Origin of the sequence: Pontibacter populi (assembly GCF_040278685.1) — a bacterium.
Lineage (GTDB): Bacteria > Bacteroidota > Bacteroidia > Cytophagales > Hymenobacteraceae > Pontibacter > Pontibacter populi.
Genome location: NZ_JBEOKT010000001.1, coordinates 191,352 through 204,761 on the forward strand (window position 1 = coordinate 191,352; position 13,410 = coordinate 204,761).

Genomic DNA, 13,410 nt, shown 5'->3' on the forward strand with positions numbered 1-13,410 from the left:
GTTGGTTCTGAATCTGATGTCAAAGTATAAAAACTGAACTATAAAACAAAAGCCGGCAGCTCTGCTTTTGCAAAACTGCCGGCTTTTATAGTTACTATTTACTTCCTGATGTTTAGTTGACTACTTCCTTTTTAAGCACAACCTGTTCGGCATGTTTGGCAACTGCCTGGTGGTAAAGCTCTCGTAGTTGCGGATATTCTTCAGGCGTAAAAATGATTTTGTTCACATTCAGCTTGCTTACTATCATCAGTATATCGCCGGTTTGCTGCACCATATAGGTATAGGTGGCGCCACGACCCGGCAAAGATAAATTTATACTCTGTGGCACTTCTTCCACTTTCCAGCCGGCAGGTATTTTAATGTTACACACTATAGTTTCTTTAACAGGTGTTGCAAAATCTACAGGGTAAGTGCGCACTGGTTGCTTAAACGGATTTTCTTTGACGCCACGTCCCATTACCGGGTTCAGGTATAACAGGGTTACATTGCTATCATTGTCTGAGGTGATCTTATAGTTAATGGTCAGAGGCTTGTTCAGGCTATCCAGGTAGGTAACGGTAGCTCCAGAGGTGTGCAGGCTACCAAAACCCTTGTTATAGTTGCTGGTAAACTTCTCTATCCCGTCTTCTTTTATAGTTTGCCTTGCAGGTAATGCACTGTAACCATCCAGCAGTTCCTGGCCGGTGCCGCTCAGTTTGCCCAACTCATCTATGGTTAAATTACCTACAAAATAGTTACTGTAAGCTACTCCGGGCGTTATGGCAATCCACTTAGATTCAGCACCTTTTACAAGATACCCGTCGCCGTTTAAGCAACGCACAGGCAACATCCCGGGTATTAATTCTTTTTCTGTGGCATCCAGCAACATTTCGGAATCAGTTGTCTTTACCTGGGCAATCACATAATCAAATTTACTGTGTAGCGGAGCATTCTTGTAAGGTTTGCCATGAGCGCGTGTACTTATCAGAACCGGATTGGCATCAAAACCGGCCTCACGCAGCATGCCAATAAGCACCATATTAATATCAGCAGCATCGCCCTTACCACCGTAAAACAGCTCATCCAGCGACTTATCTACTTCCCAACTGTTATACCTGTTCCAGGTCATGCTATTTTTTACCAGGTTATAAATGCCGGTAATTTGTTCTGCCGGAGTTTTATACTTGTCCTTTATTTCAGCAATAGGCTTCTCGAACTTATTACTGTCTTCAAGAGCCACACCGAAGTTTTCATCTTTTGAAATAATTTCTACAAACTCCTGCCAGTTCCCTGTGATAACCTTCTCTTTCCCATCAGGATAGTTTATTTTATGCAATTCAAACTCTAGCTTGGTCACATAATCTTTAAAGGTGGTTACATAGCTCTCATCTTGTATAGCAGGCACATTCCTGGCAATCCAGCGGTTACCTTCCAGATTAAAATTATGTTTGAGTCCTAGTTGCTCAGGTGAGTAAATCGGATGCGATCCTTGCTTAACCTGTTTAAATACAAAGAAGTCTGGCACCTTAACCCGGTACTCGCTCTGTATAGTTGGTATTGTTGACTGAAAAACCCAGCCTTCCAGATTAAATATAAAAGGTGAACTTAATACATAAGAATACTCTATTACCGAACCTACTTTAACATTAGGTAACGTGAATTTCTTCACGCCTTTGTAATCGTATACCTCTTCATTAAATATATCATTTGCTTTCAGTTTATCTTCTCTGATCTTTCCATTAACAAGGTTATAAGTTACCCCTTTGATAAACATTACTTTTTCAAAAACTCGCCCGTTACTGGTATAAGGTATTTCTATATCAGCCCATTTGTAGCCAGTCTTTTTCAAAATTTTGATGCGTACATGACGCTTATACTCGTACCCATTAGAAATATGGCCACCTATCTCTAAACTGCCATAATCAGAGAGTATTACGGCCGTAGCAGCGGTATCCGGCTCATAGTTTGTCATGGTCATTTCGCTCATACTTATATCTCCGAACCTGGGAGCCTGAGCAAAAACGATGGGACTACTTAACGTGCAAAGTATAGCTAAAAGAATTGGCAGGGTAAAAGTTGTCTTCAAGGTGCTGGCGGTTGGTTAATGTATGGTTTATAGCTATAAATATAAGGTTTTCTAATATAAATAAACTATAAAAACAAAAAAGCCGGCAGCTCTGCTTTTGCAAAACTGCCGGCCTGTAAACTATAGTTGTAATCCCAGCGAGTCCGGAGACTCTAGCCCACTGTTCGTCACCGGCTGGATGCCGGCGCCAGTAAGCAGGTCTTTACCTTTCTAACTTTCTAACTCTTTAACTCTCTAACTCCCAAACTATAGTATAAACTCGCTCAGGTCGCGGTTCTTCACCATGCCTGCCAGTTTTTCGCGCACCATTTCGCGGGTTACCAGTATTTGGGCGTTTGCGCCAATCTTGTCAGGCACATCGAACAGTATATCGTTCAGGAGGCGGCTCATGATAGTTTGCAAACGACGTGCTCCAATATTCTCTACTTCAGCATTTACCTCATAGGCCATAGTTGCTATTTCGTCGAGGGCTTCGTCGTTAAAGGTAAGCGACACGTTTTCTGAGGCAAGTAACGCTTCGTATTGCTTGGTAAGGGCGTTCTTTGGAAATTTCAGGATCTGGTAGAAATCATCTTTCGTCAGGCTCTGCAGCTCTACACGAATTGGGAAACGCCCTTGCAACTCAGGAATAAGGTCAGAAGGCTTGGCCACATGGAACGCACCGGCTGCAATAAACAGGATATGATCGGTGTTGATGACGCCGTACTTTGTATTTACGGATGACCCTTCAACTATAGGCAACAGGTCGCGCTGCACACCTTCGCGGCTCACATCCGGTCCGCTGCCTTTGTTGCTCGAACTGGCAACCTTATCAATCTCATCTATAAAAATAACGCCGGAGTTCTCAGCTTTGAAAATAGCCTCTTCCTTCACTTCATCCATATCTATCAGCTTGGATGCTTCTTCTTCCAGTAAGATCTTACGGGCTTCGGCTATTGTTACTTTGCGCTTTTTGGTCTTTTTGGGCATCATGCCACTGATCATCTCCTGGATATTCATCATCGATGCTTCGTCCATGCCCGGGCCCATTACACCCATGCCCGGCATAGCACTCTGCTGAATCCTGATCTCGATCTTGCGGTCTTCCAGTTCACCGTTGCGGATCTTGTCTCTGAATTTTTCGCGGGTGCGTTCATTCAGTTCGTAGTCGCTATCCGGAATAGCGTCGGGGTGTGCAGCCATGCTTATAGGCGTAGTAGAGCGCCCCTGAATTGGTGGAATAAGGGCATCCAGGATAATATCTTCAACAATTTCAGCGGCGCGTTGCTTTACTTCTTCTTTCTTTTTTGTCTTCACCATGTTCACCGACTGCTCTACCAGGTCACGTACCATGCTTTCTACATCGCGGCCAACGTAGCCTACTTCGGTAAACTTAGACGCTTCCACTTTGGTGAAAGGTGCATCTGCAATTTTGGCAAGGCGGCGGGCAATCTCTGTTTTACCTACACCGGTCGCGCCTATCATCAGAATGTTATTCGGTATTATCTCCTTCCGGATACTTTCTTCGGCATTCATGCGGCGCCAACGGTTACGCAGTGCAATGGCTACGTTACGCTTGGCATCCTGCTGCCCGATAATATATTTATCCAGCTCCGCAACGATCTGGGCTGGGGTTAAATGTTCTAAGGAATCTAACATCTTTAAATTTTTAAGTATAAATAAAGCGGCTGCCAACTATAGCAACCGGTTGTTATTCTGTGTTTTTACGTTTCAGTAAGGTGCCGGTATCGGTACTTATAGTTACGTAATGGCCTGCCCCCGACGGATGAAAAAAGGCACTGCTATAGTTTAGCTCAAATGCCCGAACCCGCAGCATAGCTCCCAACGAAAACCCTGCACCACCAGCTTTGTTTTGCAACCTGAGTTCTTTACGGCGCAAATGGTTATACCCGGCCCGCAACTGAAAGTTTTTACTGAAAATAAACTCCGTACCAACTACAAAATGGCGCGCGATCTTATCTCCTACCGTTTTCTCCTCCTCAATCTCATTGCCATTTGCATCCAACCTGCCTTTGGTATTCGGGTCTAAATACACAACGTCGAACTGGTAAAGATGGTGTGCTGTAACGGATAACCGCACCGGCATGTGTTCAGGTTTATAGCTGGCTCCAAGTTGCGCATCAAAAGGCATCGCCTGTCGTTCGCCGTCATCAAAAGGTTTTACCTGGTAACCTATGTTCTTAAAAGCCAGGCCAACTGTAAGATCGCGTTCCGGGTGCCTGAACAAACCACCCACATCAGCCAATAAACCAACGGCTTTGTTACCTGCTATGCTTGAAACTGCAAACTTGGCGGTAGCTCCAATGGTAAAGGCTTCGGCTTGCCGGGCATGAGTTAGACTAAGCGTGTAGTCGTTCACAGCAAAAGTACCTTCTTCCATGCCGGTTGCATCGCGTTGCACAAAGTCGCCATAGTTCAGGTAGTTTATAGTTGCGGCCCAGCGCCCCAGCTTTTCGTGGTTAAAGGCATAAGCTAAATTACTTTGCTTTATATCTGCAAGGTAACCCACATAACTCAAACTCAGTTGGCGGTCCATTTCACCATTCAGCAAAGACGGGTTGGCGGTTACCATGTTCACATCATGCCCAAATGCGCTTACGTTTATACCTCCGAGCGCGGCCTGCCTGGCACTGGTTGGTAACTCCAGGTGTGTAAAGCCACGCTGCCCTCCTACCTGCGCCGCCAGCGGAAAGCTCAACAGCAAACAAAGTAAAAGGGCAGCCGTGTATTTCATAATAATTTTTGAATGAGTGGATGTGTGATTGAGTGAATGTTTCTGTCAACTCACCATCAGAAAAGATCCGTCATGTGTATGATTAAGATTTCTCTCAGCTACGCTGGTTCTCTTCGGCTCTCGCCTCAAGAATGTTCGAAATGACAACTATAATTTAGAACAAAATTCACTCATTCACTCAATCAAAATTCAAAATTAGACCTTACTCCACCTCCACTTTCCTGTCTTCGGTTACAGTCAGGTCCAGTGGGTGCTTTACTTTCTCTTTCAACAGGGCGATCTTCACAACTTCTTCCACGCGGTCTACATAGTGTATAGTCAGGCCTTTTATGTACTGCGCTGGTATCTCGTTTATGTCCTTGCGGTTTTTCTGGCACAGGATAACATCGGTAATACCTGCACGCTTGGCTGCCAGTATCTTCTCTTTAATTCCACCAACCGGCAACACCTTACCACGAAGCGTAATTTCACCGGTCATGGCCAGTTTAGAGCGCACTTTACGTTGCGTATAAACCGAGGCAATCGACGTAAAAATAGCAATACCTGCCGATGGACCGTCTTTTGGAACAGCGCCTTCCGGGAAGTGGATATGCAGATCGTACTGGTCAAAAACGCGGTAATCGATATCTAATAGCTGGTAATGTGCCTTTAAGTGAGACAGCGCTGTCACAGCAGACTCTTTCATCACATCACCCAACTGACCAGACAAGGTTAGCTTGCCTTTCCCTTTGCTGAGTATGGATTCCACGAAAAGAATATCACCACCAACCGAGGTCCAGGCCAGGCCTGTAACTACACCAGCTGTGCTAAAGTCCTGGTAGATCTCTTTATCGAAGATCTCAGAACCCATGATCTTTACAACATCTTCCGGCTTGATGGTCGTGCTGTATTCTTCTTCCATCGCCTTCAGTTTAGCCGTATTTCTTACCAGCTGGCCTATTTTACGCTCCAGACTTCTAACCCCGGATTCGCGGGTATAATCTTCGATCAGTTTCTGCAACGTAGCCTTTGGCAGCTTCACATCTTCCTCTTCCAGGCCATGGTCTTTTATCTGCTTTGGTACCAGGTGGCGTTTTGCTATTTCCAGCTTCTCCTCCATGGTATAACCAGTCAGCTCGATGATCTCCATACGGTCGCGCAGGGCAGGCTGTATCGTATCCAGAGAGTTAGCAGTTGCTATGAAAAGGACCTTAGACAGGTCGTATTCCACATCCAGGTAGTTATCCATAAAGGTATGGTTCTGCTCCGGGTCAAGCACTTCCAGCAACGCCGACGATGGGTCGCCACGGAAATCAGAGGCCAGCTTATCAATCTCATCCAGGATAATGACCGGGTTGCCCGAGCCTACTTTTTTGATCTGGCTGATGATCTTGCCCGGCATGGCACCAACATAAGTTCTGCGGTGTCCACGAATTTCTGCTTCGTCTCTAACACCACCCAGTGACATTCTGACATATTTACGGCCTAAGGCAGTAGCGATAGAACGACCTAGCGAAGTTTTACCAACACCCGGAGGTCCGTAAAGGCAAAGGATAGGCGCCTTCATGTCGTTCTTTAGTTTCAGAACGGCCAGGTATTCCAGAATGCGTTCCTTTACCTTCTCCAGACCATAATGGTCAGCGTCCAGTATTTTTTTGGTCCGCTTCAGGTTAAAGTTATCCTTGGTATAGTCTTCCCATGGCAAATCAAGCAGGAACTCGATATAGTTTACAGCCACAGGGTATTCGGCAGCCTGCGGGTTAAGGCGGGCCAGTTTATCTACTTCTTTCTTAAAATGTTTGGCAACAGCTTCAGGCCATTTCTTTTTGGCCGCACGGTCCCTGAAACGCTCGATCTCCTGGTCCGGGCTTTCCTGGCCAAGTTCATCCTGCAGTACTTTTATCTGCTGGCGCAGAAAATAGTCGCGCTGCTGCTGGTCAATATCAGTATGTACTTTGGTATGGATCTCCTGCTTCAGTTCAAGCAACTGTACTTCGCGCAACATAAGCTGCAGGAGTTGTGTGCCGCGTTCGGCCCCGTCGTTCACCTCCAGAAGCTGCTGCTTCTGAGCCACTTCCACATTCAGGTTACTCGACAGGAAATGCGTCAGAAAACTCGGGCTATCAATATTATCTAAAGCAACCTGTGCCTCCTGTGGTATCTCAGGGTTCAGTTTCAGTATTTTGGCAGCCGCGTCTTTCAGCGATTGCACCAGCGCTTTTACTTCCTTATTTTTCTTGTTAAGGTTGGTCTCTTTGCAGTAGCTAACACGGGCCGTAAGGTAAGGATCCTCCTGGGTGATCTCTTCTATCTGGAAACGGCTGTGCCCCTGTATAATGATGGTTGTATTGCCGTCCGGTAGCACAAGCACCTTTAATATGCGCGCAACCGTACCTACATTAAACAGGTCTTCGGGAGACGGATCGTCGGCGTTGGTATTTTTCTGGGCAACAACCCCTATCGTTTTATCGCCTTTATAGGCTTTACGCACCAACCGCACCGATTTTTTGCGGCTAACAGTAATTGGTAGCACTACGCCGGGAAAAAGCACGGTATTACGAACAGCAAGTATCGGCAGCTCGCTCGGCAGTTCCTCCGCAGGTATTTCCTCTTCCGGGTCTGTCGTGATGATCGGGATCAGTTCTTCGTTATCGTTATCTGAAGCTGAGCTAAGCAAAAGGTTATGCAGAAAGTTATTCAAAGTATACTTCATGGTTTGTGTCAATGCCAGAATGACATAAAAAAGCCACACATATGGCTTTTTTTGAATTGCAGTACTATAGTCAAGACTTGTGCCAACTATAGATACCTGCAGCAATAGCAAGCGTTAAAGATATAAGGTATTTTGCCTAAAATAAAGTGACACCCCGGCTATTTCATTACAAAAATATAGTTCAAAATTAATATCTTTGAGCGTCAGGTGAAAAACAAGATGGATAATGAATAGATCATACCTGCTGGGGTTTTTGTTTATGCTTGTGCCGGCCATTTGCCAGGCACAGGAATATAAACACATACCCCTCGATGACAAGTCAGGTATAAAGATACACAAAAAGGCACCTAAGCAGGAAGTACAGATCACGTTCCCGAACCTGAACAAAACGCCCTACTACCACGACGCGAAAAAGCTAGCAACGATACAGAAGCTAGAAAAGAAACGTCGCTACAACGAAGTCCTTCCACTGCTCGAAGCGTATGTAAACAACTTCGGCATCGAAAACTTTTACAAAGACACGCCGCTTATCTGGCGCCTCGGGCAGCTACTCGAAAAACAAGGGCAGCCCGACAAAGCAAAGGCACTTTACCGCATGGTGCTGAAACATCACCGCTCCGATGTTCGCCGTGTGTATTCTTACTACGATTCGCTGGAGCAGAACTCCAAAGACTACTACGTACCCCTCAACTATTATTACGAGATGGTGGAGTACCGTAAGTCTGTCGCTTCGTTTCAGCCGCCCAAAGGTGTTTACCTGAACATGGGTAACTCCATCAACTCCCCTTTCGAAGACTACGGCCCAACTATAAATTCTGAAGACGAAGTACTGATCTTTACTTCGCAGCGCAACACACAAGGCATAAACGGCCGCGCAAACGAAGACCTTTTCTACTCCCGCCAGGAAAACGGTTACTGGGAAGCGGCCCAATCTTTCGGTAAGCCCATTAACAGTATTTATAACGAAGGATCTGCCTGCCTGAGCCGCGATGGCAATACGCTTTACTTTGCCCGCTGCGAATCGCCGGACGGGTATGGCAACTGCGATATTTATGTAGCTACCAAACAGGCCGATGGAAAATGGGGGAACATAACGAACCTCGGGGCCGGTGTAAATTCATCGTCCTGGGACTCACAACCAACTTTAACATCCAGCGAAGACACTATTTACTTTGCATCTGACAGGCTGGGTGGTTTTGGCTTATCCGACATCTACTATACTTACAAGAACAAAAAAGGCGAGTGGCAGAAAGCCGAAAATGCCGGCCCCGTTATAAACACACGCGAAAGCGAAGTAAGCCCGTTCTTCCACCCGCTTTACCAGGTTTTATACTTCAGCTCGCGTGGGCAACTATATAACTTCGGCGATTTCGATATCTACAAAACATATCGGGTTGGTGGGCAGTGGCAGGAACCCCGTAACATCGGGCCTCTGGTAAACGGCCGTGGCAGCGAGTATTATTTTGCCATCGACTCTAAATCGAAGAACCTGTACTATGCCCGGTCAGAAGCCAGCGACCTGCACAACTTAGACCTTTTCTCGTTTCCGCTGCCGATGGAGGCGCACCCGCTTGCCGTAACCAAAATTGAAGGAACGCTTTTAGACTCTGTTACCCAGAAACCGCTTTCAGGCATGATCTCCGTTATCGACCTGGAAAATGGCATTGAGATATCCTCCAAATACATTCGACCGGATGGCACGTTCGAGTTCGACCTGATCGACAATACCAAATACATGATGCTGATCCAGAGCCCGGATTTCTTTACTATAGAAAGGGAAATCTCATTGGAGCAGGACACGGCCTTTAAGGTGATGACGACGCTGATAGACTATAGTGTGCCCTTGGTTTTCCGGAACATCGAGTTTGACCAGAACCAGTCAGATATAAAAGATGAGATGAAACCGATCCTGGACGAAGTGGCGCTTTTCCTGGTAGATCATCCAACCTTTAAACTCGAAATTTCGGGCCACACCGATGCCGCCGGCGACCCGGAGTTTAACCTTGCCCTCTCGCAGGACCGTGCAGACGCCATCCGGAAATACATTGAGGAACAGGGCAATATTGCGCGCGGCCGCATAGAATCGTTTGGCTTTGGAAACACCAAACCGCTGCGCGAAGAAAAGACGGAAGATGACCGCCGCATAAACCGCCGCGTAGAATTTAAAGTAATTAAACCCGAAAAGGCAGACAGAAACGGCCGATAAAGCGTTACTACGTTATGCCTTTTACAGCCGCACACCCTGCTCTTATTCTGCCCCTGCTACGCCTCAAAAGCCGTTGGTTCTCTACTACCGGACTTATAGTTGGCAGCATTGCCCCTGATTTTGCTTACTTTTTACCTTATCGCAGCTATGGCACCCTCAGCCATTCTATAAAAGGACTTTTTGTATTCAACCTGCCCATGGCTATAGTTCTGGCTATCGTTTTTCATGTTTTAGTGCGGGAACAGGTAATAAAAAATTTGCCGGAATTTTTTAGGGAGCGGGCATTGGCTGTAAAGCCTGTGAAGATCGGAAGCTACTTATTGAGCAACGGACACATTTTTGCTATCTCTGCGCTTATCGGCTCTTTCACCCACCTTTTTTGGGATAGCTTTACACACGCCAACGAATACTTTGTCCGGAACTATAGTTTCCTGCTGACACCTGTTTCGCTGGGATTTATAGAATTGCCTCTTTCAAGGGTTATTCAGCATACCAGTACGTTTGTGGGGTTTGCGGCCATTGGCTGGTACCTCAGCACCCTGCCTGCTATAGAAATAAAGCGCAGTACATGGTTTTCGTGGTTGCCTTACTGGATATTGATCGGCTTTATGGGGGCGGTATTCATGTTACTGGCACTGCCATCGAGCATCGACCCAAGTAACCTCGAAAAGCTGGTCATTCCTTTCCTAACTGGTAATCTGTTTGCTGTTATCCTGCTGGGAATACTTTATAAGCTGAACTCCCTTTTCAGGAGCAGCCGCAATTAAAAAGTCAGCTTTTTACCTGTTTCGCTTTTCTGAAACAACATGCTGTGCATTTCGCCTTTATAGTCCAGGTTCACGATATTCATCTGGTCATCGAAAAGTTCCGTAAGCACCGCGTTATGGATGTATAGTTGAGAAAGCGTAGCTTGCTGTACAGGCACTTCAAAGTAAACCCAAACCACATCTGCATCTTCTTCAGAGCCAACAAAACGCTGCTTCAAGGGTTTGCCTTTTGCCACTTCAAATTTCATAGTTGCGGCCATGTAGCTGGCTAACTGCTGTTTTATAGTTTCAGATGCCGGGTCGTAGCTCACTTTTGTGTTGCTTCTTTTAGAAAGGGCATGTTTCAGGTCGTCGGTAAATAGTTTAATGGCTACCTGCAGGCTTTGCGTACGCGGGTTAAATTTGATATCGGCTATGCTGGCGTGATAATCGTGGGCCATAGCTACTGAACTTGCCAGAAAGCAAACTATGGCTATCAGTAAAAATTTATAGTTCATGTTAGTAATTACCTGTGAGAAGGCGGCAGGTCGGCCAGTACGCGCTGTGCCATGTTTGGCATGTTATCGCTAACTATACGCTGCACATCGTTCATGCTGGAGTGGTAAGGTACTTTTACTTTATTACCCGATACCAGTTCGCCTTTGTTGTTATAGATCGAATAATGAACCAGAAAATCGCGCTCATAGTTCAGAGCCGCTCTATCAAGGCAATTCTCATAGTTGGTCTTTACTTCAAACTGATTGATGAACACGTAGTAATCGATTCCATACTGGTTGTTGAAGTAACTATAGAAATTTGGATCTTTTACCTTCACGCCAAAATGCTTGTTCGGGTCTTTTGATACAGGCACTGGTCCGGTCTCTTTCTCCGCTCCCAGCTTTTCTTTCTGGTTATTCACCCAGTTCAGTACGCCGCCTTTCTGCTCTTCCACTTCCGGCTGCGTGTTGTACCTCGATTTCTTGTTATCCTGGTAACTATAGCTCAGCGATTTGTAAAGCCTGCTCAGTTCGCTCACGCTGTCGCGGTAAACTCCTCCCAGCAAATGTATCGTTTCGTAACCCTCAGGGGCCAGCATGGCATTCAAGCGGTTACGGAAAGCATAACGCACATCCTGGCGAGGTATCTTAGACTGCCGTGCAATTTCTTCATCAGCATCTGAAAAGTAAAGGTGCGGATCGAAAGGCACTACCAATACACGTTGTTTTGTTTTGCTGGCCGCCGTAGTTGGCTTCGGTGAGACAGAGGCTGATGTACTGACAGGTGTTGTTGCCGGTACAGCTATAGTTTGTTTAGGTGCAGGTTTTTCCACTGGCTTTGGTGTAGCAGCAGGCTTGGCCGAAACTATAGTTTTAGACTTTGCAGGGTTTTTAAGGTAGAGTGTCTGCCCTATTTGTAACAGGTTGTTGTTCCATTTCTGAAGAGAGTCGAGTGGAACCTGGAAGCGACGCGAAAGGCTATAGTAGGTGTCGCCTTCCTGTACCATGTAAACGCTGTCGCTTTGCACGGCGACAGCGTTTTTGGTTATAGTTTGCAGCCGGGCTGCCGGGTTGGCAGTGGCTAATGTAAAGGCAAAAAGAAAAAAGGCACTGGTAAAAATAAGCGTAACGAGGGCTTTCATTTGGAATCTTTTTAGAAGATCAATTTGAACACATCGTTAAATATAGCAAAAGCCATTAAGCCTAACAACAATACCATACCCACTTTCTGGGCGTTCTCTAAAAAATTATCCGACGGTTTGCGACCGCTTATCATTTCGTACGTCAGGAACATCACGTGACCGCCATCCAGCGCCGGAATTGGCAGAAAGTTCATGAAAGCCAGCACCATAGATAGCATAGCCGTAATAGACCAGAACTTGTACCAGTTAAAGGTATCGCCAAAGATCTGCGCAATGCCTATCGGTCCGCTCACTGCTTTTGAGGCATCTACTTCACCACGGAATATCTTGCCAAAGCCTTTAAGGTTAGCTGTAATTACACCAAAGGCCTGCTCGGTACCTGCCGGGATGGCCTCCCCGATGCTGTATTCTTTTGTAGCATAGTTAAGCAATGGTTTTTGCTGAAAACCGATCGTTCCGTCTGCCTCTACTTGTGCTTTCAGGTCCACAATTTCTTCGCCACGCTCTACTTTCATGGTTATCTGCTTGCCGGCATTTTTTTCCAGCAGTTGCTTAAACTCATCAAAGAAACGAGCTCCCTGACCGTTAACCGAAAGTATAAAATCGCCTGCCTTTAAACCGGCATCAGCGGCATTGCTTCCTGCCACCACCATATCAACCATAAATGGCTGACGAGGCTGCACGAAAAGCATACGCTCTTCCTTATCAGCCAGCTTATCCATCAGATCAACCGGGACAGGTATTTTTACCTGCTCGCCGTTGCGCTCTACTGTATAAAAAGAACCGCGGTCTAAAAGGGCATCCAGCGAATAAACATCGTTAAATTTCTCCAGCGGCTTGCCGTTTACTGCCACGATCTTGTCGCCAGTCTGAAAACCGATCTCTTTACCGATCTCGTTTGGCACTACGCCATATTTTACTTCCTGGGCAGGCAGGTAGCTTTCGCCATAGTTATAAGTCAGGAAAATATAGATAACGATACCAGTGATCACGTTTACAATAATACCGCCCATCATCACAATCAGGCGCTGCCAGGCTGGTTTAGCTCTGAATTCCCATGGTTTCGGCTCTTCTTTCAAGGCTTCTGTGTCCATCGATTCATCCACCATACCGGATATCTTCACAAAACCACCTAACGGGATAAGGCCCAGCATATACTCTGTTTCGCCTATCTTTTTACTGAAAACCTTGGGAGGGAAACCGATTGCGTATTTTTCTACGCGCATTCCAAACCACTTTGCCGTGAGCATGTGCCCCAACTCGTGTAAACCAACTAAAATTGTAAGGCCCAGAATAAGCTGGGCAACCATGATTACTATGTCCATCTA

The 13,410-nt window shown here is 46.1% G+C and carries 9 protein-coding genes; 2 read left to right on the top strand and 7 right to left on the bottom strand.

From position 1 onward, the window contains the following. Positions 1-112: 112 nt before the first annotated feature. The 4 genes from ABS362_RS00735 to lon all read right to left on the bottom strand — a co-directional run bounded on the left by ABS362_RS00735 (position 113) and on the right by lon (position 7,491). Positions 113-2,065, bottom strand: coding sequence for a DUF3858 domain-containing protein (locus tag ABS362_RS00735; protein WP_350410128.1), 1,953 nt, complete (start codon positions 2,063-2,065; stop codon positions 113-115). Between the two features lie 246 nt (positions 2,066-2,311). Further along, positions 2,312-3,703 carry an ATP-dependent protease ATPase subunit HslU gene (hslU, locus tag ABS362_RS00740; protein ID WP_350410129.1) on the bottom strand — a complete coding sequence of 464 codons (1,392 nt, stop codon included), beginning with the start codon at positions 3,701-3,703 and terminating at the stop codon, positions 2,312-2,314. A gap of 52 nt (positions 3,704-3,755) precedes the next feature. Continuing rightward, a complete protein-coding gene (gene porQ / locus ABS362_RS00745) occupies positions 3,756-4,799 on the bottom strand; it encodes a type IX secretion system protein PorQ (RefSeq protein WP_350410130.1) in 1,044 nt (347 codons plus the stop codon). 202 nt (positions 4,800-5,001) lie between these two features. Continuing rightward, the gene (gene lon, locus ABS362_RS00750; RefSeq protein ID WP_350410132.1) at positions 5,002-7,491 is read right to left on the bottom strand and encodes an endopeptidase La; all 2,490 of its coding nucleotides are present in this window, start codon (positions 7,489-7,491) and stop codon (positions 5,002-5,004) included. 226 nt (positions 7,492-7,717) lie between these two features. Here lon and ABS362_RS00755 point away from each other — a divergent pair, with 226 nt between their 5' ends. Both ABS362_RS00755 and ABS362_RS00760 read left to right on the top strand, forming a co-directional pair. Beyond that, entirely contained in the window at positions 7,718-9,697 is a 1,980-nt protein-coding gene (locus tag ABS362_RS00755) for an OmpA family protein (RefSeq protein WP_350410134.1), read from the top strand. A 14-nt stretch (positions 9,698-9,711) separates the two neighbouring features. Further along, positions 9,712-10,464: a DUF4184 family protein gene (locus ABS362_RS00760; protein ID WP_350410136.1), complete on the top strand. Its 753-nt coding sequence runs from the start codon at positions 9,712-9,714 to the stop codon at positions 10,462-10,464. Here ABS362_RS00760 and ABS362_RS00765 read toward each other — a convergent pair. Genes ABS362_RS00765 through rseP form a run of 3 tightly spaced genes read right to left on the bottom strand, consistent with a single transcriptional unit; the run spans position 10,461 to position 13,407 of the window. Then, positions 10,461-10,961, bottom strand: coding sequence for a DUF6702 family protein (locus ABS362_RS00765; RefSeq protein ID WP_350410138.1), 501 nt, complete (start codon positions 10,959-10,961; stop codon positions 10,461-10,463). The two genes, ABS362_RS00760 and ABS362_RS00765, sit on opposite strands and share 4 nt — an antisense overlap. A gap of 8 nt (positions 10,962-10,969) precedes the next feature. After that, positions 10,970-12,082, bottom strand: a complete 1,113-nt coding sequence (locus tag ABS362_RS00770; protein ID WP_350410140.1) for a LysM peptidoglycan-binding domain-containing protein — start codon at positions 12,080-12,082, stop codon at positions 10,970-10,972. Between the two features lie 11 nt (positions 12,083-12,093). Continuing rightward, positions 12,094-13,407 carry an RIP metalloprotease RseP gene (gene rseP / locus ABS362_RS00775; RefSeq protein WP_350410141.1) on the bottom strand — a complete coding sequence of 438 codons (1,314 nt, stop codon included), beginning with the start codon at positions 13,405-13,407 and terminating at the stop codon, positions 12,094-12,096. Between the last annotated feature and the right edge of the window lie 3 nt (positions 13,408-13,410).